The following is a 23,329-nucleotide window of genomic DNA, read 5'->3' as shown; positions in this document are numbered from 1 at the left end:
CACACTCTACGAGCGCTCGCCGCCCGGCGGGCCCTCACGTCCGCGCCGCCGAGGCGCGGAGGGCGGCGCGCAGATCCACGACGATCGCCTGGACACCGCTGACGCACACGATCCAGCCGCCGCTGAGCGTGCAGTCCTCCAGGCGCAGCCCGACCGGGCCGAAGGCGAACAGCGGCCGGACCGACGGCTCGCCCGTGCCGGAGACCGAGCCGAGCCAGATCCGGCCGCCCGCCAGCGGAGGCAGCATGGCGAGGAGGTCCCCGCCCAGGTCGCCGGACCACGCCCACAGCCCGAACCGCATCCGCTCCCGGCCGTCGGCGAGGTTCATCAGCATCATCTCGCCGCTCTCCGGCTTGGCACCGATCAGCAGGTCACCACCGGCCCGCTGCCAGACGCCGTAGGGGTAGGCGGCCGCGGTCCAGACGACCTCGCCGGTCCGGGGGTCCAGCGCGCGGCCGACCCCGCCGTCGAGCGAGCACATCCACCTGCCGCAGCGGCGGACCGGGTGGCCGCCCTGCTGCGTCCGGTTGACGACCCGCCACAGCTCGCGCAGCGTGGGCCGGTCATAGGTGACGACCGAGCTCTCCTCGTCGCGGTTGTTGGGATCGCCGTCGAGGTTCTTGCCGATCTCGACGGAGACGGTGTCCCCGTCGAAGCCCATGATCGTCGCACCGGGCGTCAGCGTGCCGATCGGGTGCACCGAGCCGTCCGCCAGCGCCAGCGACGACAGGTGTCCCGCCTCGTCGATGGTGAGGGCCTCGGTGCCCTCCACCCCCGGGCCCGCCCGGGTGACGAGGGCCGGCTGCTCGAAGGCGACCTGGATCGACCGGCTGCCGTAGCGCCAGCGGACAGCGCCGGTGCGCGGGTCGACCACGGCCGCGGCCGAGTCGCCGTCGAAGAGCAGCAGCCGGTCGGTCGCGGTGGTAAGGGAGTAGGCGTAGCCGGGCGCCTCCCAGCGCACCGTGCCGGTCCCCGCGTCCACCGCGTAGGTCATCACTCCCGACGAACCGGCGGTGACCGGCTCCGACAGGTAGCTGGAGAAGACGACCAGCCCGCCGACCGCGATCGCGTTCTCGATCTGCGTGACGTCGCGATCCAGGACCCAGCGGCGTCCGCCGTCGCGCAGGCTCCATGCCGTCACCGCGTGCGAGCCGGCGACGGTGAGCATCAGGTCCCCGGCGACCACGACCCGCGTCGAGACGCCGGGCCCGACCGGGACGGTCAGCGGGAAGCGCCACGGCGAGGCCGGCACCGGTGCCGCAGCGCCCAGCAGCACGAGCAGCGCCCCGACGCAGGCGGCCAGCAGCCAGGGGCGCACGGCCCGGGCCGGGGCGGGGCCGTCGGCCGGCTCCTCGTCCGGGTCGCGGGGCTCCCCGAGGTCGATGAAGATCTCGCGCTCCGATGTCCGCACCGCACTCCCCTCAGCGTGAGCCCTGACCCCACCACATCGGCGCGCGCAACTCCAGGGGACATCCTCCGGCCGCGTCCCGCAGCGAGGCTGGATCGCCCCGCTGCGGAACGTCGAGCTGGTCGGATCAGCCCTCAGCCGATCAGGAGATCGTCAGCGCCAGGTCGTCCAGGACGAACGAGGTCTGCAGCGACGAGTCCTCCGTACCGGTGAACTTGAGCGTCACCGTCGAGCCCGCGAAGGACGAGACGTTGACCGTCCGCTGCAGGTAGCCGGTGTTCTTGTTGAGGTTGGAGTAGCTCGCCACCGTCGTGCTGCCCAGCGCCACGACGAGCTTGTCGTAGGCGATGCTCGACGTCGTCTCCGCCGTGTCGATGTGCAGCCAGTAGGTCAGGGTCGCCGTGCACCCGGCCGGGATCGTCACCGACTGCGACAGGGTCTCCGTCTTGGTGGTGCCGTAACCGTTGAGCCACGCCTTCCAGGTCCCGCTGTGCGGGGGCTGGGGGGTGCTGCTGTCGATGACGCCGGTGCTCTGGGTCCACGGCGACGTGCCGGACTCGAAGCCGGGGTTGGCGATCACCTGTCCGGAGCAGTTCGGGTTGGGCGCGGTGACGGTCCAGCCGAAGGTCGCCGTACCCGTCGCGTTGGTCGTGTCCTTGACCGTGACCGTCGTCGTGGTGGTCTGGACGGTCGTGGGGGTGCCGGAGATGAGACCGGTGCTCGCGTTGATCGACAGGCCGTTGGGCAGGCCGGTCGCGCTGTAGGTGAGGGTCTGGCCGCTGCCCGAGGAGCTCGCGCTGATCTGCAGGGTCTTCGCCACGCCGGTCGTCGCCGTCTGGTTGCCCGGGTTCGTGACCGTGACCGTGTTGCCGCTGCCCGGGGGCTTGGTGAGCAGGCACCCGGCGATGGTCAGGTCGATCGTGTTCGACGAGTTGAGGCAGGTGGTGAACCAGTAGGTCTCCTGCCCGTAGCTCTGGCCCTGGTATGCGTGGGTGGTGCCGTCGGCGTCGACCTCGCACGGGTTGTTGAGCGTGCACATCTGGCCGTTGTCGTTGCCGGTGTTGTTGATGCCGACGATGTTGTTGCTGGCCAGGTCCACGATGGGCGAGCCCGAGGTGCCGTGGGTGGTGTTGCAGCCGGAGCTGTAGCGGATCGAGTCCTTCCAGGTCCAGACGTCCTCGCGCAGCGTCGGCACGAACCCGTTGATCGAGCAGTTCCAGATCTGCTTCCAGTAGCTCGACGGGATGTACATCGTGCTGCCGTTGACCGGGTGGCTCGCCGAGATCGTCAGCGCGGTCACGCCGTAGCTGCTCTGGATCGACGCGTAGGTCGTGTTGAGCCGGTAGAGCGCCACGTCGGTGCCGGTCATCGTCGCGTAGAGCAGGGTGTCCGCGCGGACGGTCCCGAGGTTGGTGCCGCTGGCGTTGAGCAGGGTGCCCGAGCGGGTGCTGGAGCGGTTCTGCAGCACCACCCCGGCACCGGGCATGCCGCCCTCGTAGCAGTGGCCGTTGGTGAGCATGAGCGCCCGGTCGGTGCTGACGGAGCTGGGGTAGCGCACCAGCGAGGCCGAGCAGTTGTTGAGGGCGATCGTCGCGTTGAGGCTGGCCGCCAGCAGGGTGTTGTCGGCGGCGGCGGGGGTGGCCGGACCGCCGATCACGGCCGCACCGAGCACGACTGCGCCAAGGGTAATGGCGATTCGTCGGAGCATGGTCTCTCCAGATGGGGGGAGGGAATATATCGCGAGCAGTCTATGGCTGATCCACTGCGCAAATGAAGACCATGAATTTAAGAAAAATGGCCCATCGGGGAGGTTTGGGGAATCGGCGGCACGGGTAACCCCGGTTCGGCAGGCTCGACGGCCCGCCGCCGGACCCCTCCAGGAATCCACGGAGTTGTGCATGCACCTGGTGACGTACCTCGCCATGATCGCCTCGGCCGAGACGATGCTCAGCGACCGCTTCGCCCGGGTCGCCCGCCGCTATCGCTCCGAGGCCGACCTCGCGGGTGGTTGCGCGGTGCGGTCGGCCGAGTGCTCGGCCCGGCGGGAGAGCCTCGCCACCGTCGTCAGCGATTACCACCGGCGTACGCCCGGCGCGGCCACCGTCCGGCGCCTGCGCACCCCCGTCTGCCCCGCCCGGCAGTCCGACGGCCCGCTGGGTGATCTTCGGGACCTGCGGGCCCTGGCGGGCCTGGTCAACAGCGGCTGGACGGTCTGCGCCCAGATCGCCCGCGACGCCGACGACGAGGCGCTGGTCTGCCTCACCGAGCGGGGGCGCACACAATCGCAGGACCACCTGGCCTGGCTGGAGGCGCAGCTCCACGCCTGGTCGCCACAGGCGTCGCGACCCTAGCCGTCGACCGTCAGCGGGGGAAGCCAGTCGAGCTGGACGCAGAGGACCCCCAGGGCGAAGGGCGACCGCGCGCCGCTGCGCCGCATCAGGTCGCGGACCCTGCGCTCCACCGTGCTCTCGGAGAGGTGCAGGCGGGCGGCGATCTTGTCGTAGCTCAGCCCGGATCTCATGAGCCGCAGGATCTCTGTCTCCTGCGGCGAGGGTCTCGTCTGCTGCATGCCGTCATCGTGGCGACCAGCCCGGCCGTGGATCAATATGGTTAACCCGAGGCCGAAACACCCAGCTCAGGGCTGTGGATCTAGGAAGCCGGGGCGGCGTCGCAGGGCCCGGCGCGTTAGCCTGTCGCCGTCGGCTAGACGGTGCTATGTCCGGAGCGATCAGTGCTGCAGATCCACTTCACCAGCGGTGACCTGATGCGGACGCGCATCGCGGCCGCGGCGGATCCGCTGTGGGAATTGTCGCTCAGCATGCACGTCCTGCGGATGCGCACCGGTGACCCCTTCCTCGACGCGTGGCGGCGGCAGTTCACCGCGTCCATGCGGCCCGGCGGCGCGCTGCGCGGCCCGGCCGACCTCGCCTTCGCCGTCAACCCGCCGCTGGGCTACTTCCCCGACTTCCTCACCCCGCTCGAATCGGTCGACGGCCTCGACGCCGGGATCGACGCCGTGCTCTCCACCCCGAAACAGCGGCTGAGCAGCGAGATCTCCCTGCTCGAATCCGCGCCGACCCGGCACCGGGCCGCCATCGCCGACCTGCGCGCCGGGCGCCCCGGCTCCCTGGCCGCGCTCGGCGAGGGCATGCGCTCCTACCATGACCTGGTCCTGCAGCCCTGGTGGACGCGGATCCTCACCGCGGTCGACGCCGACCGGACCGCGCGCGGCGACGCGATGATCACCAGCGGTGTCGCCGCGATGCTCGGCGACCTGCACCCGACGATCAGCTTCGCCGACGGGGTGCTCCGGATCGCCACCTACCCCGACGACCGCCACGTCCACCTCGACGGCAACGGGCTGATCCTGATCCCGTCGTTCTTCAAGCGCCCGGACCGGCCGATGGTGCTCGCCGACTCCGACCTGCCCGCCGTGCTCGTCTACCCCATCAACCGGTTCGCCGGTTATGGCGGGCCGCGGCGGGAGATGCCGCTCGCCGCGCTCATCGGCGCCACCCGGGCGGCGATCCTGGACCAGGTGGCGCTGGGGGCGACCGCCACGGGCATCGGCCAGCGGCTCGGCATCTCACCGTCCGCCGTCAGCCAGCACCTGTCCGTGCTGCGCGGATCGGGACTGATCACGAGCCACCAGAGCGGCCCCGGCGTGGCCCTGCACCTGATCACGCCGCTGGGCATGTCACTGCTCGAAGCGAGCTGACGCTCCCGCGGTGTGCGGGCGTGTTGGAGTTCTTGTGCGTTTTGCCCCGGCGATGGAAAACGCACAAGAACTCCAACACCTACGCGTTGACTGCCGGCCGGTATGTCGATTCGGCCTGGTGACGTGTCGGAAAACGGGTCAGATCGGGATCGAGGAAGTCGATGAGCCCGGTCAGGCGGTGGTTGAGTTCCACCAGTCGTTCCTCTCCCGGGACGAGACCGGTTGCGTAGGCTTCGAGCCCGTCGACGACTCGATCGAACCATTGCGAGAAGACCGGGTCAGTGTCGAGCCGTGCGCAGAAGGTGGCGAACCCGATGCAACGCCATCCGTTCGCTGTCTCGCTTCCGCCGGCCTCGATCATGATCTCGCCGATCGCCGACTGCTGCCCTGTGGGTATGTGTAAGACCGGATCGAGGTCGGCTGCGAACAGCACCCGTCGAATGATGCTCAGGTGTTCGATGAGATCGCGGTTGCGTTGGCGGTCTCCGAGGTCGAGAAAGCCGACATCGCGGCGGAGAATTTCGACCCAGCCCAGATACTGCGCGACGACGAACAGTGTGTGCCGACGCGAGTAGCGAGACATGAAGGCGTCCCCGGCCGATACTGCGGGGTCACCCGGGTCGACCACCTGCTTGGAGAGGAACCCCTCCTCGAGGATCGTGCGAATACGGCTTCGCAGGTCGTGGACGGACCAGAGAAGCGGATCGTGATAGCGAGCCATGACGTCCTGTTTGCGCTCACGCTTCGCTCGCTGCGCGATGAGGTAGTTCAGTGGCACGCTGCCCACGGACAACACAATTCCGGCAGTGCTGGTGATCAGTGCGACCAGGATCTCCGGCGCCATCGTCACTCCACTTCGCACAGTCGAAGGTATGCCGTCAGCTTAGGACCCTCGGGCACGTGGCAGGATCATGAACAAGACCAACCATCGATGTGTACGCCCACCGCAAATGTCCTCAGCCGCGTCCCACCGTCACCGCGCCGGTCGTGAAGTGCTCGAACGACTGCGTCAGCCGATCACCCGGCCAGTGGTAGTCGACCCTCCCGAGCCTCGGCCGGTAGGCAGCCGTGTAGAGGGTCCCCCAATCGTGGGTCTGGTAGAGCGGCGGCGTGAGCAGCGCTGTGATCGCCGCGTCGACGGCGCCCTCGCCATCCCCGGCGCTGTCCCGAGCGGCCAGCAGGGTCGCGAGCCGGAGTTGCGTCGCCGACTCCGCCTCCTGCTCCGCCGAGACGGGGAGGTCCTGGTGGTTGGTGACGCAGGCGTCGTCGAGCCGCAGCGGTTCCCGGTCCGGGCCGAGGAAGACGGCGGCCGACCGCTCCCGGTCGACGAAGGTCAGGTTCTGCGCCGTGGCGATCGGCAGCCGCCGCACCCGCTCCCACGCCTCGTCCACGGTGGAGCAGGTCTCCAGCAGGTAGCGGGTCACGAGCAGCACGGTGAACCCCGGACCGTGCACCGGCCGCCCGCCGAAGGTGAGGGAGACGGCGAGCCCGGCGTCGTTCATCCCGTCGAGCATCCCGCACGGCACGTCGCCCATGCCGATCACCGGCCGCAGCAGATCCGACCGGGTGATCTGCCGGTCGCACATGTCGGCGCTGAAGTCGTAGTTGCGCACGAGTGCGCCGTCGACCGCCGCCTGCGAGCAGCCCGAGAAGGGCGACCTGAGGCCGGTGTGCGTGAGGACCGCAGCGGCACCCGGCCGGTCGATCTCGGCGGCGAGCCGGTCCCGCACCCCGATCAGCTCGGGCATGTGCTCGTCGAACATCGCGAGGGAGGCGGCCTGCCCGGCCGGCTCCAGTGCGCCGTCGACGAGCGCGTCGGCCCAACCGGGCCATGCGGCCTGGGCCAGGTCGCGCCAGGTCCCGTCGGTGCCGCCGCCGATGTCGATGCAGGTGAAGGTGAGGTCCCGTGGCATGCACCGCAGAATGCCGGATTTTCGGCATTTCCCGCAACCTCGCCGCCGCACGCGATGGCGCCCCCACCGCGCGGGGCGGTGGGGGCCAGCAACGATGCGATCGAGCCGCGCGCGTATGACACCGACTCTTCAAGAGTTGCGGCGATCTTGCGCTGGACGGCCGGACCGGATCAGCCGCCGATGACCTGCTTGCCGGAGATCTCCTTGAACGCCTCGTCGAACTCGGCGGTCGCGGCCTTCACCAGCGCGGCACTGTCGCGGCTGCCGAAGGACTTCTGGAGCAGCGCGAGGCCGTCCGCGAGGTCCTGGCCGGCCGCGGCGAGCCAGGACTGGTTGTCGGCGACGAACTTGCGGTGGGCGGTGTCGTAGACGCCGACCGGGCCGGGGCTGGCGGTCTGCTTGCCGAGCCCGCGGGCGGCCGAGGCGAAGTCCGCGATCGCGGCGTCGTGGAAGCGGGCGGCGACCCGGGGGTCGGCCGCGGCCGCCGCGAGCGAGAGGTTCTCGACGCCCTGGATCACATCGATGTCGAACGTCTCCGGGAAGACGATGTCATCCTTGAAGCTGATCGCCCACGGGCAGCCCTTGCACCAGTCGATCTCCTGCAGCGCGCCGACCGCGATGCAGTGGATCTGAGGGTTCCCGTTGCTGTCGATGATCGTGTAGCACTCGATACCCGGGCTGGGGTAGGCCTGAGCCGGAGCGGCGGGGGAGGCGAGCACACCGAGCGTCGCGATCGCGAGCGCGGCCACGCAGGCACGTAGGGACTTCATCAAAACTCCTCATGGCAGTAGGGCGTCGCGAGCGTCGGATGTCCGGCAGGTGTGGCACGAGCATCACGTCGATCGCGTGGCTACTGTGTGGACCTGCTGTTGTGCCGCTGTTGTGCTGCTGTTGTGGAGGCGAGAATCGTGAGCCAGGTCGGGTTCCGGGTCCTCGGACCGGTCACGGTCGCGGGTCCCGGCGGCCCGGCCGAGCTGGTCGGCGGCCGCCAGCGCACGCTCGTCGGCCTGCTCGCGCTCGCCGGCGGCAGCGTCGTCTCCAGGGACCGGCTCGTCGATGCGCTCTGGGGCGAGGATCCGCCGCGCACCGCGCTGCGCACGCTGCACAGCCACGTCTCCCGGGTACGCCAGGCGCTGGAGGCGGCCGGACTCCCCGATCTGCTGCTCACCCGCGAGCCGGGCTACACGCTGGCGATCCCGCGTGACTGCGTCGACGCGCACCGGTTCGACGCGGCGGTGCTGCGCGCCCGCACCGCCCTCGACGCCGGTGCCTGGGCCGACGCCGCGGCCGGTCTGCAGGAGGCACTCGGGCTGTGGCACGGTGACGCGCTCGCCGACGGGCCGCCGCACGGCTGGGCGGCGGCCGAGGTGACCCGGCTGCACGAGATGCGGCTCGCGGCGCAGGAGGAGCTGTGGGAGGCGCGGCTGCGGCTCGGCGAGCACGGGCAGGGCGTCGCGGAGCTGGAGCGGCTCGTCGCCGAGCACCCGAGCCGGGAGGGGCTGGCGCGGCTGCTGATGCTGGCGCTCTACCGCTCCGGCCGTCGCGCCGACGCACTGGAGCGCTATCACCTGCTGCGGGAGCGGCTCGCCGACGAGCTCGGCGTCGATCCCGACGTTCGGCTGCAGCGCCTGCACACGGCGATCCTGCGCGGCGACCCCGATCTGGACCTCGCCGCGGTGGCCGCACCGCCGCCGCCGGAGCCGATCGCGGTGACACCGGCGCAGCTCCCGCCGCCGGTGGGGCACTTCGCCGGTCGGGCGGCCCACCTCGACGAGCTCGACGGGTGGCTGGCCGGGCCGAGCGGGGAGAGCCGGGTGGTGGTGATCTGCGGTCCGGCCGGGATGGGCAAGACCGCCTTCGCGGCACAGTGGACCCGCCGGATCAAGGAGTCCTTTCCGGACGGTCAGCTCTTCCTCGACCTGCGCGGCGAGGACCCGGACGCGTCGCTGCCGCCGTCCGAGGCGCTCGCCTACGTGCTGCGCGGACTCGGCGTACCGGCCGATCGGGTGCCGCAGCACGTCGCCGACCAGCTCGGGCTCTACCGCTCGCTGATCGGGCCGCGCCGGATGCTGCTCGTGCTCGACGACGCCGGGACCGCCGACCACGTGCTGCCGCTCGTTCCGCCGACCCCGACCAGCCTGCTCGTGGTGACGAGCCGCCGCCGGCTCGCGGCGCTCGCGGCCTACCACGAGGTACGCCAGGTCGAGCTCGACGTGCTCGCCCCCGACGAGGCGATGGCGCTGCTGCGCGGGGTGCTCGGCCCGGCCCGGGTGGCGGCGGAGACCGCGGAGGCTGCGCAGCTCGCCCGATTGTGCGGCGGGATCCCGCTGGCCCTGCGGCTCGCGGCGGCGAAGCTCGCGGCCCGGCCCCGCCAGCCCATCGCGGACCTCGTCGCGGAGCTCTCCGGCGACGACCGCCTCGACGTGCTCGCGATCGACGGCGACACCCGCAGTGTCCGCAACGTCCTCGCCACCGTCCACGACTCGCTCAGCGGCTCGGCGGCGGCCCTGTTCCGGCTGCTCGGCCTGCATCCCGGTGTGACCTTCTCCACCCACCTCTCGGCGGCGCTGACCGGGATCTCGCACGGCCGGGCGAGGCGGGACCTCGACGAGCTCGCCTCGGCGCACCTCATCACCGAGGTCCACAGCGGCCGCTACCGCATGCACGACCTGATCCGGATCTACGCCGTCGAGCAGGCCGCCGAGACCGACGCCGCCGACCGGGCCGCGGCGACCACCCGCATCCTCGACTGGTACCTCGCCATCGCCCACGCAGCGAACCGCATCCTCGACCCGGCCCGCGACCGGGTGCCCGCCGCCGACACGGCCTTCGAACCGCCCTTCGCCCGCACCCCCGACGCGGTGCTCGCCTTCCTCGACCGGGAGCACGCCAATCTCGTCGCCGTCGTCGTGCACGCCGAGCGGCACGGGCACCTCGCGGTGACGTGGCAGCTCAGCTACCTGATCGCGGGGTATTTCGAGTCACGCGGGCACGCCGGGGACCGGGTCGAGATCTACCGACGGGGGCACGCGGCCGCCGTCCGGCTCGGGGATCGGGTCGCCGAGGGGATGATGCTCTCCGGGCTCGGGGTCGCCCTCATCACCGCGCACCGGCACGACGAGGCACTCGACCAGCTGCGGGCAGCCCTCGTGGTGATGGCGTCGACCGGGGACGAGCGGGGCCGGGGGCACGTCTACAACAACATCGCCGCCACGCTCGGGGAGCTGCGGCAGTTCGAGGCGGCGACGGAGGCGTGCGAGCAGGCGCTCGCCGTGCACACGGCGAACAACCACCGGTTGGGGGTGCTGCTGGCGCTCAACAACCTGGGGCACCTGCACGCGCGTACCGGCCGACTGGATCTCAGTCTGTCCTGCCTGGAGCAGGGACTGGCGCTCGCGCGGCAGGACGGCGACGTGCGCCTGGAGGGCGCGATCTGGCACAGCATGGGCGAGACGCACGGTTACCGGGGCGATGACGAGGCCGCGATGGCCTGCTTCGGCGAGGCGCTCGCGCTGCGGCGCACGACCGGCAACCTGCTCTATCAGTCGAGCACCCTGCACCAGATCGGTACCGTGCAGCTCCGGTCGGGACGGACCGACGAGGCGCTGGCGACCTTCGCGGAGGAGTATCAGATCAGCCGCAGCACCAACGACGAGCACCTGCAGTCGATCGCCCTCGCCGACCTGGGCAGCGCGCGGCTCGCCGCGGGCGACCCCGCCGGGGCGAGAGCCGACCTGCGGCGAGCGCTGGAGCTGCGCGAGCGCATCCCGGACGACTACGAGCTCGGCATCGTGCAGCAGCTCATCGCGGAGCTCGACCGCCACGATCAGGCCGGGTCCTCCAGCGGCTCGGGGTCGGCCGACTTCTGATCTGCCCGCTCGTCGGCGGGCTCCTCCTCGACACCCTCGACCGGTACGCGCCGGAAGTCCGGATCGGGCTGCGCCGCGAACTCCTCCGGCGTCTCCTCGACGAACGAAGGATCGGGCTGGGCCTCGATGGGGTTGGTCACGACTGCCTCCGGATGGGTGAAACGGTCCCTGTGGGGTAGTTCTACCCCCACGGGGACCGCTCTAACCGCAGGTCAGCGTGATTTGTGCAGCTCGCAGCGCGGCTCCATCGACGGGAACACGATCGGCTTGCCCCTGGCGTCGCCGTCGTCGTTGGCGATCTGCGCGATCGCGAAATCCTTGCAGAAGCGGATGCCCCGGGTCGGCGAGTGCAGCAGCACGACGAACTTCTCCCACTGCTCGTCTTCGGAGTCGGCGTAGACCGGCACCGAGATCTCCTTGCCGGACAGGTCGCCCTTGTCGAAGGCGATCTTGCCGTCGCTGAGCCGCAGATCCTTGTCGTCGGTCGTCTCGTGCAGCACCGAGAACGACAGCTCGCCCGCCTCGGCGCAGCCCGCACTGTGCACCTTGAAGGTGAACCAGGTGACCGGCCCGCTCTCCGGCGCGGTGCCCTCGGCAACGGCGATGTCATTGATGGTGATCTCGCGACCCTTGTCGCAGCCCGCCTGCGCGACCGCCGACACGCCTGCGATCGTGAGCCCCGTCGCCGCGACGACGAGGGCTGACAGCGCGGCCAACCGTCCATGCACCTTGCGCATCCCAATCTCCTCCCCAACCTCACAGATCCGGATGCACATCTCTATCGAAGTGCTGTTGCAGAACTGTTGTAGTGCAGGTCAGCGCCTATGCGAGTGCTGCGCCGCCGGGGAGGTCCACGCCGCCGAAGACGTCAGGCCGGCTCGGCGTCCGGCGCGGCTTCGGCGGAGCGGCTGAGGGGGCAGTCGCACCAGACGTACTTGCCGTTGCCGACGTGCTCGACACCCCACCTGGTGCAGAGGCGCTCGATGAGCATCAGGCCGAAACCGCCGTCGACCCCCGGGCGTTCGTGCCGGACCGGCTCCTCGGAGCTGCCGTCGGCGACCTCGAGGTGCAGGCAGCCGTCCTGGGTGGCGAGCCGCAGCAGCACCGGGGCGACGCCGTGCCGGACGGCGTTGCTCACCAGTTCGGCGGCGACGATGAGAATGTCGTCGTAGGACTGCTGGTAACCCCACTCGTCGAGGCGCTCCATGACGAACCGGCGGGCCGCCGCACCGCTCGCCGGGCTGATGGGCAGCTTCGTCGATGCGCTCAGCATGCCGCCACATCCCCCGGTGGACCCTGGCATCCGCCGCGGCTCTGCTCAGGTTCGACGCGTCGGTTCAGGGGGGTCGGAAGGCTTCGCATTACTCGCCCTTACCCACTCCGCCGAACTCCTACCGCTGGGAGCGCGATCAATCGGATCGGATGTGCTGCTCAGGAAGCGTCGGCGGACCGTGCGGCCGCCGGACCGGCGGCGAGCAGCTCCGCGACGCCGGTCACCTGCAGGACGCGGAGCACCATGCCCTGGGCGCCGGTGATCCGGAACCCCTTGTCGGCGATCTCCGCCTGCCGGTATCCCCGGACCAGTGTGCCGATGCCCGAGGAGTCGAGGAAGGTGACGGCCGTCACGTCGATCAGGACTCCGGGGGAGTCGGACGCGAGCACGTCGTTGAGCGTGGTGTCGAGCTCGTCCTTGACCTGCAGATCTATCTCGCCGTCGAGCGTCAGGCGCACGGTGCCGTCGTGGTCGACGTGGGTCGACATCCGCATGGTTCCCTCGCCTTCCGCGCCTCTGACGGGCATCTGCTCGCCCTGAGACCCTACCGGGGCGGGTGACCGCGTGGCGAGACGGTGGCGCCCCTACGAGGCGGCGTTGCGGACGGCGAGGACCGCGATGTCGTCCCGTACGGGTTCGGCGGAGAAGTTCTTCGCGAGCGAGGCGATCCGCTCGGCGATGACCTCGGCGGGGTGCCCGGCGAGCGTGCTCAGCGTGGCGCAGACCCGGTCGCGGCCGAGGAACTCCCGACCCCGCCGGCGCTCGGTCACGCCGTCGGTGTGGAAGACGAGGGTGTCGCCGGGGGAGAGGGAGACCGGCACCGCCGTGGCGGAGGTGCTCGCGACGAGGCCGAGCGCGGTGCCGCCGACGCCGACCGAGGTGACCTCGGCGTCGGCGTGCAGGAGCAGCGGCGCGTCGTGCCCGGCGAGGTAGACGGTGACCTCGGCGACCCCGCTGCGGAGGTCGGGTGCGTCGATCGTCGTCAGCGCGAGGGTGATGTATCGCTCGGCCCGCTCGAACAGGGTGGTGTTGAGGATCGAGAGGATGGTGGGGACGGGTTTGCCGTCCGCGACCAGGATGCGGATCACGTCCCGCACGAATCCGGTCATCGCCGCGGCCTGGATCCCCTTGCCCGAGACGTCGCCGACATAGGCGAGCCACCGCCCGTCGGGCATCGCCATCACGTCGTAGAGGTCGCCGCCGACCTCGGTCCCCACTCCGCTGGGCAGGTAGCAGGCGCCCACGTCCACCCGCGGGATCCAGGGCAGCGTCTTGGGGAGCAGGGACTGCTGGAGGGTGTGCGCGATCCGCCGCCGCTCCTCGTGCAGCCGGGCGTTGGTGATGGCGGCGCTGGCCCGCCGGGCGAGCTCCTCGGCGAGGATCATGTCCTCCAGTGGCGGCCGGTGCTCGCGGCCGATCACCAGGGCGCCGATCCGCTGCCCGTTGGCGAGCAGCGGCACCGCGAAACCGCTCAGCGGGGCGGGCAGCGGCGAGCCCGGCGGAGCGTCGAAGACGGCGGCGAGCCGCGCCGTGGCGAGCGACCGGCCGAGCTCGTGCCGGCGGTCGAACATGTCGGTCGTGGCGTTCTCGTCGACGTGCGAGACCGCGACTAGGGGGTGCTCACCACCGGGTTCACCGAGGTAGAGGGCTGCCCAGCTGCCCAGCCTGGGTACGACGAGGCGGGGGATCAGCGCCGTGGTGAGGGCGAGGTCGAGGGACTGGGTCAGCAGGTCGCTCACCTCGACCAGGAAGGTCAGCGACTGCTGGCGGGCCTGATCCGACTCGTACAACCGCTGCATGTCCAGGGCGAGGCCGAGCAGGCGGCTCGCGACGGCCGTGAGGAGCCGCGAACCCTGCGGGTCCGGCGTGCCGACGAGGAGCTGCGCGTGCCACGGCGCGCCGATGGAGAGGGCGACCCGGACCGCGGTGCCTTCGCGCAGCGGCTGCCCCCAGGACGCCTCGACGGCGAGCCCGGTGCCGTCGTTGCGGTCGACGAGCAGGGCGCAGCCGTCGGCCCGCAGATGCTCGCCGAGCAGCATCAACACCTGATCGACGTAGGCGGGCGAGTCGGCCCCGGTGGCCGGGGGACAGGCGGCCAGAACTGCCTCGATCGCGGCTTCCGAGGCGGTGTGATCTGCTCCTGGCACCGCTGCAGTCTGCCACCCATCCGGCGGCGCTGCCCGGATGAATGTTGGTCGACACCTGCCCGATAGGCCATCATGAGGTCTGGCGGGGAGTCTGTTGATCTCCCGCCGTCATAGCTGTCGAGCAGTGCGGAGGGCCCGATGACCGTCGAGAACGCCGTCGAGGGCGGCACCGCCGTCCGGTCGGATGACGAGGCCGCCTGGCGTGAGGTGCTGGCCGCGCTGCACGCGGTCCGGCAGGGCGATTTCCAGGTACGCCTACCGCGCGCCGCGGGCGTGCAGGGGGAGGTGGCCGACGCCTTCAACGACGTCACGTCGCTGCTGAGCAGGCGCAACCGTGAGCTGCTGCGCATCTCGCGGGTCGTCGGACGGGAGGGCCGGGTCACCGAGCGGCTCGACGAGGAGGCCTTCGAGGCGGCGTGGGGTGAGGGCATCCGGGCCATCAACAACCTCATCGACGACCTCGGCCGGCCCACGACGGAGTTCGCCCGCGTGATCGTGGCGGTCGCCGAGGGCGACCTCTCCCAGCACATGGCGCTCGACATCGACGGCCGCCCGCTGCGGGGCGAGTTCCAGACGATCGGCCGCACGGTCAACAAGATGATGGACCAGCTCAGCAGCTTCGCCGACGAGGTGACCCGGGTGGCCCGCGAGGTCGGCACCGAGGGCAAGCTCGGCGGGCAGGCCGATGTCCGCGGCGTCTCCGGGACCTGGCGCGACCTCACCGACAACGTCAACTTCATGGCGTCGAACCTCACCAACCAGGTGCGGTCGATCTCACAGGTGACGACGGCGATCGCCGAGGGCGACCTCTCCCAGAAGATCAACATCTCGGCGCAGGGCGAGGTGGCCGATCTCGCCGACACGATCAACTCCCTGACCCGGACGCTGCGCGTCTTCGCCGAGCAGGTGACCCGGGTGGCCCGCGAGGTCGGCACCGAGGGCAAGCTCGGCGGGCAGGCCGACGTGCCCAACGTCGCCGGGACCTGGAAGGACCTCACCGAGGCCGTCAACTACATGGCGTCCAACCTCACCTCGCAGGTCCGCAACATCTCGCAGGTGGCGACGGCGGTGGCCAAGGGCGACCTGTCGCAGAAGATCACGGTGGCGGCGCAGGGTGAGATCCTGGAGCTCAAGGATGTCGTCAACACGATGGTCGACCAGCTGAGCAGCTTCGCCGGTGAGGTGACCCGGGTGGCCCGCGAGGTGGGTTCCGAGGGCAAGCTCGGTGGTCAGGCGCAGGTCTCGGGTGTGTCGGGGACGTGGCGGGATCTGACGGAGAATGTGAATCAGCTTGCCGGGAACTTGACGGCTCAGGTGCGTAACATCGCGCAGGTGACGACGGCGGTGGCGCAGGGCGACCTGTCGCAGAAGATCACCGTTGACGCGCGTGGTGAGATCCTGGAGCTGAAGTCCACTGTCAACACGATGGTCGACCAGCTGAGCAGCTTCGCCGACGAGGTGACCCGGGTGGCCCGCGAGGTCGGTTCTGAGGGGAAGCTGGGTGGTCAGGCGCAGGTCTCGGGTGTGTCGGGGACGTGGCGGGATCTGACGGAGAATGTGAATCAGCTCGCCGGGAACTTGACGGCTCAGGTGCGTAACATCGCGCAGGTGACGACGGCGGTGGCGCAGGGCGACCTGTCGCAGAAGATCACCGTTGACGCGCGTGGTGAGATCCTGGAGCTGAAGTCCACTGTCAACACGATGGTCGACCAGCTGAGCAGCTTCGCCGACGAGGTCACCCGGGTGGCCCGCGAGGTCGGCACCGAGGGCAAGCTCGGCGGTCAGGCGCAGGTGCGGGGTGTCGCGGGGACGTGGCGTGACCTCACCGACAACGTGAACTTCATGGCGTCCAACCTCACCTCGCAGGTGCGCAACATCTCGCAGGTCGCGACGGCGGTGGCCAAGGGCGACCTGTCGCAGAAGATCACGGTGGCGGCGCAGGGCGAGATCCTGGAGCTCAAGGACGTCGTCAACACGATGGTCGACCAGCTGAGCAGCTTCGCCGACGAGGTGACGCGTGTCGCCCGCGAGGTCGGCACCGAGGGCAAGCTCGGCGGTCAGGCGCAGGTGCGGGGTGTCGCGGGGACGTGGCGTGACCTCACCGACAACGTGAACTTCATGGCGTCCAACCTCACCTCGCAGGTCCGCAACATCGCTCAGGTGACGACCGCCGTGGCGCAGGGCGATCTGAGCCAGAAGATCACCGTCGACGCCTACGGCGAGATCCTGGAGCTGAAGTCCACCGTCAACACGATGGTCGACCAGCTGAGCAGCTTCGCCGACGAGGTGACGCGTGTCGCCCGCGAGGTCGGCACCGAGGGCAAGCTCGGCGGCCAGGCGCAGGTGCGCGGCGTCTCCGGCACCTGGCGCGACCTCACCGAGAACGTCAACCAGCTCGCCTCCACCCTCACCACCCAGCTTCGCGCCATCGCCGAGGTCTCCACCGCCGTGACCCGCGGCGACCTGACCCAGCGCATCGACGTCGGTGCGCTCGGCGAGGTCGCCGAGCTCAAGGACAACATCAACCAGATGATCGTCACGCTGGGGACGACGACCCGTAAGAACGCCGAGCAGGGCTGGCTCGACTCCAACATCGCGCGGACGAGCGGCCTGCTCCAGGGGCAGCGCGACCTCAGCGAGGTCTGCAAAATGATCATCTCGGAGGTGGCGCCGCTGATCGACGCGCAGGTCGGCGCGTTCTTCCTGCATGAGGAGCCGGTCGGTGCCACGCAGATCGCCCGGGTCCGCCGAGCGGCCTCCTACGGCCTCACCGACCACGAGGGCGATGTCTCCTTCGCGCTCGGCAGCGGCCTGGTCGGCCAGGCCGGAGCCGATCTGCGCAACATCCGGGTCGCGGGCTCGCACACCGGGCTCACCGTGCAGTCCGGCACCGCGACGATGATCGCCAACGATCTCATCATCCTGCCGGTCATCTTCGAGGGCCGGCTGCTCGGCGTCATCGAGTTCGCCACCGTGTCCGGCTTCTCCGAGCTGCACGTCGACTTCCTCGACCGGCTCGTCAGCACCATCGGCGTCGCGCTCAACACGATCCTCGCCAACCGGCGGACCGAGGAGCTCCTCGACCAGTCCCAGCGCCTCGCGCACGAGCTGCGCGAGCAGTCGGCCGAGCTCCAGCGCGCCAACAACGAGCTGGAGGAGAAGGCGTCGCTGCTCTCCGAGCAGAACCGCAACGTCGAGATCAAGAACCGGGAGATCGAGCTCGCCCGGACCGGTCTGGAGGAGAAGGCGCAGCAGCTCACGGCCGCGTCCCGCTACAAGTCCGAGTTCCTGGCGAACATGAGCCACGAGTTGCGTACGCCGCTGAACTCCCTGCTGCTCCTCGCCCGCCTGCTCGCCGACAACACCGAGGCCAACCTCACCGCGAAGCAGATCGAGTTCGCCCGCACCATCCACAACGCCGGGTCCGACCTGATGGCCCTGATCGACGACATCCTCGACCTGTCCAAGATCGAGGCCGGCCGGATGGACGTCGAGCTCGGCGAGGTCTCCTTCCAGGAGATCAGCGACTATGTGGAGCGCGCCTTCCGGCCGCAGGCCGAGGAGAAGAACCTGCTGCTGCACCTGAGCATCGCCGACGAGCTGCCCGCCTCGATGCTCACCGACGCCCAGCGCCTCCAGCAGATCCTGCGCAACCTGATGGCCAACGCGGTGAAGTTCACCGATGTCGGCTCGGTCAGCCTCGACATCCGGCTCGCACCGCCCGGCACCCACTTCGAGGACCCGGCGCTGCGCCAGGCCGGCCACGTCGTGATGTTCTCCGTGCACGACAGCGGCATCGGCATCTCGGCCGGCAAGCTCGCCCTGATCTTCGACGAGTTCAAGCAGGCGGACGGCACGACGAGCCGGAAATACGGCGGTACGGGGCTCGGATTGTCGATCAGCCGCGAGCTGGCCCGGCTCCTCGGCGGCAGCATCACCGTCGCCTCCACCCCCGGCGAGGGCTCGGTCTTCACGCTCTACCTGCCGGGGATGCTCACCAACGATCCGGCCACGGCGCAGTCGACGCCGATCCTCGCCGCCCGGCCGGACAACCCCGCTCCCGTCTCGCCGGCCCGGCAGCCGATCGTCGGGCGGGTCACCGCCGGGCTGCAGTCGGTCAACGGCGCCCGGCTCGACGGTGCGAAGGTCCTCATCGTCGACGACGACGTGCGCAACGTCTTCGCCCTGACCAGCGCCCTGGAGCTGCACGGGCTGCGGGTGCTCTACGCCGACAACGGCACCGACGGCGTACGCCTGCTCGCCGAGAACCCGGACATCGACATCGTCCTGATGGACGCGATGATGCCGGAGCAGGACGGGTACGAGACCACCCGCATCATCCGCCGTAACCCGCACCTCGCCGACCTGCCGGTGATCTTCCTGACCGCCAAGGCGATGCCCGGCGACCGGGACACCGCGGTGGCGGCCGGGGCCAGCGACTACATCACCAAGCCGGTCGACCTCGACGAGCTGCTGCGGCTCATGGCGAGCTGGATGAGCTACCGGGCGCCGCAGGTGGGGCAGTGACGCCGATCGTGCCGGGCCAACCGGCCAAGATCCTGCTCGTCGACGACCGGCACGACAACCTCGTGGCGCTGGAGGCGATGCTGCAGGGCCTGCCCGTGCAGGCGGTCACCGCGGACAGCGGGGACGCGGCTCTCAAGCAGCTCCTCAAGGGCGATTTCGCGCTGATCCTGCTCGACGCGCACATGCCCGGCATGGACGGCTTCGAGACGGCGGCGCACATCAAGAGCCGGGAGCGCACCCGGCAGATCCCGATCATCTTCCTCACCGCGGCGGATCGGGACGCCCGGCTGGCACTGCGGGGGTACGCCGCCGGGGCCGTCGATTACATGACGAAGCCGTTCGACCCGTGGGTGCTGCGGGCGAAGGTCTCGATCCTGGTGGAGATGTACCTCAAGTCCGAGCACATCGGCGTACTGGCGCGGCAGCTCGCGCAGCTGGAGGAGACGGTCGGCAAGACGCTCGCGGTGCTCGCCGAGAATCCGCCGACCGAGGCCGTCAAGCTCGCGACGGAGCTGCTCCAGGCCGCGATCCGCGACGCCGACACGCCCTAGCCGGCGCGGATCACGCGGTGCCGGTCAGACCTTCCAGAGGGCGTGGACGAGGTTGCCGGTCATGAGCTGGAGGTAGCCGCCCTTCGCCGACCCCGCCGGGATGTCGAAGAAGAGCTTGCCGCCGCTGCGCTGCCCGGTGGTGGTGAGGCTGACCGACGGCAGCGCCGGGCGGAGTGCGCCGGTTTGAGCCTTGTGGACGGTGCCGGGCGCGTCGCGGAAGCGGAAGTTCTCCGGCCCGCCCGTGATCGGGTCGCCCGCCTTGTCGAGCAGGATCGCGACCGTGACGACGAGGCGTACCCGCCCCGGTGCCGCAGCGGGCACCGCCGACACCTCGGTGACGGTGATCGTGGCATGGCCGTCGCCGCGCAGATCGGCGCCGAAGGAGTCGCCGACGCCGAGCACCGAGACCGGGATCTCCGGGTCCGCCGACTGGCGGGTCACCGGTGAGAGCGCAACGGGTGCGTCGGGCTGGACGGTCGAGGTGCAGCCGCCGAGCACGAGCGCGATCAGGACGGCGGCGAATCGGGGAGGCGAAGCGGTCATCGGATATCAGCTCCAGACGGTCGGGAGACCGGGGCGCGCCCGGTGCGGAGCGCGCCCCGGCGGTCACTACGAGGGGTCGGCCCAGCCCGCGATCGGCGTACCGTAGCTGAGGTTGTGCTTGTAGACCTGGTTGTTGAAGTTGCCGGAGACGACCTTCGGCTGGCCGTTGACCCAGCCGACGAAGGTGCCGACGTGGTCGGAGTCGACGAACGGGTCGCCCGAGCTGTTGTAGGTCACCGCGGCGCCCGGGATGATCCCGGCCGTGCCCGCGTGCCACCGGCCGTAGGTGCGGGCCCAGCGGGCCGTGGTGCCCGCCTCGGAGTCCAGGCGCTGCCAGTCGTAGACACCGGCGTTCTTCCACACGACCTTGGTGAAGTCGGCGCACCACGCCTGGCAGGGCTTGTTCCAGACCTTGGAGTAGTAGTTGCAGTTGGAGCCCATCGGGGTCTCCAGCGTGCGGTCGCTGTTGAGCTCCTGGTAGGCCATCTCGACGACCTTGTCGCCCATGGCCGAGGTGAGGCCGGTGTTGACGACCACCGCGTTGGGGGCGCCGGCGACGATCTGCGGTTCGCTCGTCTCGGTGGTCGGCGCGGCGAAGGCCGGTGTGCTGGTCGCGAGCGCGGTGAGCACCCCGGCCGCGGCCATCGCCATCACGGCGCGATGGCGGTTACAGTTGAGACTCATCGAAGGTCTCCTTCCTCTGTGGATGGGGATGGACTCCGGCCGCCGTTGCCGCGGCGGCCGGAGGTCAGGAAGCCGCGGGTGCGCGGCCGTCGGGGTAGATCGCGCAGACGTACTTGTCCCACAGCCGCCCGGCGTAGTAGTCGTGGTCGCGGAGCACACCCTCGACCTGGAAGAGGCTGCCCTGGCCGCTCTGCACCTGCGGCCAGTTGATCCCCGGCACCTCCATGTAGACCTTGTTCAGCGGGAACGTGTGGAACAGGTGCCGGACGAAGAGCGAGACCGCCTGCGCGGGCAGCCCGGTGCCGGCGCTGCTCGGGTGGAAGACCGCCCCGACATAGGTGTGCCGCAGGCTGAGCTCGTCGCCGTAGGCGACCACGTGCCCGACCGGGGCGTCGTCGGCGACCCGGCGCACCACGTACTGCAGGAGGACCTGGTTCCACAGCTCCGCCCGGAACCGCTCCAGCGGCGGGATCGAGCCGCGATAGCGCCAGCGGAAACCGGTCTCCGGCTCGACGGCGAGCGAGTAGAGGAAGCCCAGGTCCTCGCCGACGATCGGCGTCAGCCGCAGCGCGCGCGTCTCCAGCACCGGCACGAGCGGGTCGTGCGGTGGCGTCGCCCGCAGGTGCTCGGGGATGCCGGGCAGGCCGCCGATCCGCAGCCGGGGCCCGTCACCGCGGCTCTCCACCCGGGCCAGCAGGTCGCCGACGCTCGCGGGGAGCAGCTCCTCGGCGAGGATCGGCACGCCGCGCGCCTCCAGCCAGGTGATGACGCGCATCATCGTCAGGCTGTCCAGGGCGAGCCCGTCGCGGAGCGAGGCGCGGTCGGGCACCGCCGAGAGGTCCACGTCGAGCAGGGCCGCGAGCTCGGTACGGACCCGCTCGCGCGGCGGGGCGGCCACCGTGTCTGTCGTCATCGGACACTCCGTTCTGGTTGGGGGGAAAGGCCGTCGGACAGTTCTCCGGCGAGGTAGCGGCGCCGGGTCTCGGCGCGGCGCAGCTTGCCGGAGGAGGTCTTGGGGAGGCGGCCCAGCCGCACCATCACCACGTCGGCCGGGGCCATGCCGGTCTCGCCCGCGACGGCGATCGCGACGGCTCGGCGCAGCGCGTCGCTGTCGGTGCCCCGCGACTCGACGGCGACGACGAGCCGGTCGCCCCGATCGGCGGGGATGCCGAAGGCGGCGGCTCCGCCGGGGCGCACGCCGGGCACCCCGGTCGCGGCGGCCTCCACATCCTGCGGGTAGACGTTGCGCCCGGCCGCGAAGAGCACGTCCTTGGCACGGCCGCAGACGACCAGCTCTCCGTCGGCGAGATAACCCAGGTCGCCGGTACGCAGCCAGGCGCCCTCCCGGCTCGCCTCGCCCCAGTAGCCGCCGACCACGGAGGCACCGCTCACCTCGACCTCGCCGACCATCCGCGGCGGGACGGGATCGCCGGTCGCCACGTCGACGATCCGCAGCGAGGTGCCGGGCACGGGCCGTCCGAGCCGGACGAGCTGCCGCGAGGTCCGCCCGGCGGTCGCCGGAACCGCCACCCCGTCGAGCTCCAGCGCCTCCCGGTCGATCTCGTCGACGGTGACACCGGCACCGAGCGCCGCGAAGGTGACCGCCAGCGTCGACTCGGCGAGCCCGTAGGCACCCACGACGGCGTGCGGGTCGAGCCCGTGCCGCTCCCCGGCGGCGGCGAAGCGCGCCATCGTGGCCGGGTCGATCGGCTCACCGCCGGAGAAGAGGAGGCGCACCGAGCTCAGATCGGTGTCACCCGCGGACTCCAGCAGCTGCGCCATCAGGCCGAAGGCGAAGTTGGGCGCCCCGGTGCTGGTGGCTCGGTGCCCGGCGAGGCGTTCCAGCCAGCTGGCCGGGCGCATGGCGAAGGTGGTCGGGGACTGCAGGACGAGCGGGCAGCTCCGCGACATCGGCAGTGCCAGGAAGCCGATCAGCCCCATGTCGTGATAGAGCGGCAGCCAGCTCAGCCAGCACGCGGTCGCCGGGTCGAGGCAGTCGCGGCCGAGCGCACCCTCGATCGCGTCGAGGTTGGCGGCGAGGTTCCCGTGCGTCACCGGCACCCCGCGCGGCGTCCGCGTCGACCCGGACGTGTACTGCAGCACCGCCAGCTCCCCCGCAGCGGGCCGGACGACCTCGGCGGGCGGGGCGGGCACCGCGAGCAGCTCCCGCAGCGACCGTACCGCCACGGCGGGCTGCAGCTCGTCGGCGATCCCGGCCAGGTCGTCGTCGACGATGACCAGGTCGTAGGCCGCGTCGGCGGCGACGGCGAGCAGGTGCGCCAGGTGGGCGTGGCGGCCGGAGCGGCCGGGGGTCGGCAGCACGGTGAAGGCCGCGCCGCGCAGCCAGACGGCCTGCATCGCGGTGATCAGGCCGACGCTCGTGTCGCCGAGCAGGCCGACCCGGCTGCCGGGGCCGACGCCGTGGCCGGCGAGGGTGGTGGCGAGGCGGCGAGCCCGGTCGTGCAGCTCCGCCCAGGACGCGACGGTGTCGGGCCGGGAGCCGATCCCCGCCACCGTCAGGGTGCCGCCGCGGTCGACCGTCGCGGCGATCGCATCTATCACCGTCTTCATGTCGAGCAGCATGGCCGGGGCTGTTCATCGGAAACGCACGGCTTTCTTCATCGCCGTTTCACGCACCGGGTGACTATCAAGAGATCGACCAATCTAATAGCATAAATGCGTCCTGGCGCCGCGCG

General features: G+C 70.8%; 20 protein-coding genes. 5 read left to right on the top strand and 15 right to left on the bottom strand.

The window, feature by feature from the left end; genetic code table 11:
* Positions 1-34: 34 nt before the first annotated feature.
* On the bottom strand, positions 35-1,411 hold the full coding sequence (locus F4553_RS10530; protein WP_184834949.1) for an outer membrane protein assembly factor BamB family protein: 1,377 nt from the start codon (positions 1,409-1,411) through the stop codon (positions 35-37).
* A 139-nt stretch (positions 1,412-1,550) separates the two neighbouring features.
* On the bottom strand, positions 1,551-3,116 hold the full coding sequence (locus F4553_RS10525; RefSeq protein WP_184834947.1) for a S1 family peptidase: 1,566 nt from the start codon (positions 3,114-3,116) through the stop codon (positions 1,551-1,553).
* Positions 3,117-3,306: 190 nt separating this feature from the next.
* Between F4553_RS10525 and F4553_RS10520 the strand changes: the two genes are divergently transcribed.
* Positions 3,307-3,759 (top strand): hypothetical protein, encoded by a 453-nt coding sequence (locus F4553_RS10520; RefSeq protein ID WP_184834945.1) that lies wholly within the window; start codon positions 3,307-3,309, stop codon positions 3,757-3,759.
* Here the strand turns inward: F4553_RS10520 and F4553_RS10515 are convergent.
* Positions 3,756-3,977 carry a response regulator transcription factor gene (locus F4553_RS10515; RefSeq protein ID WP_184834943.1) on the bottom strand — a complete coding sequence of 74 codons (222 nt, stop codon included), beginning with the start codon at positions 3,975-3,977 and terminating at the stop codon, positions 3,756-3,758. The two genes, F4553_RS10520 and F4553_RS10515, sit on opposite strands and share 4 nt — an antisense overlap.
* A gap of 162 nt (positions 3,978-4,139) precedes the next feature.
* Here F4553_RS10515 and F4553_RS10510 point away from each other — a divergent pair, with 162 nt between their 5' ends.
* Positions 4,140-5,126, top strand: coding sequence for an ArsR/SmtB family transcription factor (locus F4553_RS10510; RefSeq protein WP_184834941.1), 987 nt, complete (start codon positions 4,140-4,142; stop codon positions 5,124-5,126).
* Between the two features lie 79 nt (positions 5,127-5,205).
* On the opposite strand, the gene F4553_RS10505 is transcribed toward F4553_RS10510, so the two are convergent.
* The 3 genes from F4553_RS10505 to F4553_RS10495 form a co-directional block, all read right to left on the bottom strand.
* The gene (locus F4553_RS10505; RefSeq protein WP_184834939.1) at positions 5,206-5,970 is read right to left on the bottom strand and encodes a hypothetical protein; all 765 of its coding nucleotides are present in this window, start codon (positions 5,968-5,970) and stop codon (positions 5,206-5,208) included.
* Positions 5,971-6,082: 112 nt separating this feature from the next.
* On the bottom strand, positions 6,083-7,039 hold the full coding sequence (locus F4553_RS10500; protein WP_184834937.1) for a C45 family autoproteolytic acyltransferase/hydrolase: 957 nt from the start codon (positions 7,037-7,039) through the stop codon (positions 6,083-6,085).
* A gap of 170 nt (positions 7,040-7,209) precedes the next feature.
* Positions 7,210-7,809 carry a hypothetical protein gene (locus F4553_RS10495; protein WP_184834935.1) on the bottom strand — a complete coding sequence of 200 codons (600 nt, stop codon included), beginning with the start codon at positions 7,807-7,809 and terminating at the stop codon, positions 7,210-7,212.
* A 138-nt stretch (positions 7,810-7,947) separates the two neighbouring features.
* Between F4553_RS10495 and F4553_RS10490 the strand changes: the two genes are divergently transcribed.
* The gene (locus tag F4553_RS10490) at positions 7,948-10,908 is read left to right on the top strand and encodes an AfsR/SARP family transcriptional regulator (RefSeq protein ID WP_184834933.1); all 2,961 of its coding nucleotides are present in this window, start codon (positions 7,948-7,950) and stop codon (positions 10,906-10,908) included.
* On the opposite strand, the gene F4553_RS10485 is transcribed toward F4553_RS10490, so the two are convergent.
* From F4553_RS10485 to F4553_RS42350, 5 genes are all read right to left on the bottom strand, one after another.
* Positions 10,866-11,048 carry a hypothetical protein gene (locus tag F4553_RS10485; RefSeq protein WP_184834931.1) on the bottom strand — a complete coding sequence of 61 codons (183 nt, stop codon included), beginning with the start codon at positions 11,046-11,048 and terminating at the stop codon, positions 10,866-10,868. The two genes, F4553_RS10490 and F4553_RS10485, sit on opposite strands and share 43 nt — an antisense overlap.
* A 72-nt stretch (positions 11,049-11,120) precedes the next feature.
* Positions 11,121-11,645 carry a hypothetical protein gene (locus F4553_RS10480; RefSeq protein WP_184834929.1) on the bottom strand — a complete coding sequence of 175 codons (525 nt, stop codon included), beginning with the start codon at positions 11,643-11,645 and terminating at the stop codon, positions 11,121-11,123.
* 131 nt (positions 11,646-11,776) lie between these two features.
* A complete protein-coding gene (locus F4553_RS10475) occupies positions 11,777-12,181 on the bottom strand; it encodes an ATP-binding protein (protein WP_184834927.1) in 405 nt (134 codons plus the stop codon).
* A 158-nt stretch (positions 12,182-12,339) separates the two neighbouring features.
* Positions 12,340-12,669 carry an STAS domain-containing protein gene (locus F4553_RS10470; RefSeq protein WP_184834925.1) on the bottom strand — a complete coding sequence of 110 codons (330 nt, stop codon included), beginning with the start codon at positions 12,667-12,669 and terminating at the stop codon, positions 12,340-12,342.
* 96 nt (positions 12,670-12,765) lie between these two features.
* Positions 12,766-14,328 carry a PP2C family protein-serine/threonine phosphatase gene (locus tag F4553_RS42350; RefSeq protein ID WP_184834923.1) on the bottom strand — a complete coding sequence of 521 codons (1,563 nt, stop codon included), beginning with the start codon at positions 14,326-14,328 and terminating at the stop codon, positions 12,766-12,768.
* A gap of 138 nt (positions 14,329-14,466) precedes the next feature.
* On the opposite strand from F4553_RS42350, the gene F4553_RS10460 reads away from it, so the two are divergent.
* Together F4553_RS10460 and F4553_RS10455 are read left to right on the top strand one after the other, a co-directional pair.
* Positions 14,467-18,855, top strand: a complete 4,389-nt coding sequence (locus F4553_RS10460) for a HAMP domain-containing protein (RefSeq protein WP_184834921.1) — start codon at positions 14,467-14,469, stop codon at positions 18,853-18,855.
* A 5-nt stretch (positions 18,856-18,860) separates the two neighbouring features.
* Positions 18,861-19,406 carry a response regulator gene (locus F4553_RS10455; protein WP_312875376.1) on the top strand — a complete coding sequence of 182 codons (546 nt, stop codon included), beginning with the start codon at positions 18,861-18,863 and terminating at the stop codon, positions 19,404-19,406.
* A 24-nt stretch (positions 19,407-19,430) separates the two neighbouring features.
* Here the strand turns inward: F4553_RS10455 and F4553_RS10450 are convergent, their stop codons facing one another.
* From F4553_RS10450 to F4553_RS10435, 4 genes are all read right to left on the bottom strand, one after another.
* On the bottom strand, positions 19,431-19,949 hold the full coding sequence (locus F4553_RS10450) for a DUF4352 domain-containing protein (protein WP_184834919.1): 519 nt from the start codon (positions 19,947-19,949) through the stop codon (positions 19,431-19,433).
* A 66-nt stretch (positions 19,950-20,015) separates the two neighbouring features.
* Positions 20,016-20,633, bottom strand: coding sequence for a hypothetical protein (locus tag F4553_RS10445; RefSeq protein WP_184834917.1), 618 nt, complete (start codon positions 20,631-20,633; stop codon positions 20,016-20,018).
* 64 nt (positions 20,634-20,697) lie between these two features.
* Positions 20,698-21,546 (bottom strand): phosphopantetheine-binding protein, encoded by an 849-nt coding sequence (locus F4553_RS10440; RefSeq protein WP_184834915.1) that lies wholly within the window; start codon positions 21,544-21,546, stop codon positions 20,698-20,700.
* The gene (locus F4553_RS10435) at positions 21,543-23,204 is read right to left on the bottom strand and encodes a fatty acyl-AMP ligase (RefSeq protein WP_184834913.1); all 1,662 of its coding nucleotides are present in this window, start codon (positions 23,202-23,204) and stop codon (positions 21,543-21,545) included. Before F4553_RS10435 ends, F4553_RS10440 begins: the two co-directional genes overlap by 4 nt.
* Positions 23,205-23,329: the final 125 nt, after the last annotated feature.

This window comes from Allocatelliglobosispora scoriae (assembly GCF_014204945.1).
GTDB classification, from domain to species: domain Bacteria; phylum Actinomycetota; class Actinomycetes; order Mycobacteriales; family Micromonosporaceae; genus Allocatelliglobosispora; species Allocatelliglobosispora scoriae.
The sequence above is the reverse complement of the archived record's forward strand: the minus strand, read 5'-3'. Positions and strand labels throughout refer to the sequence as shown.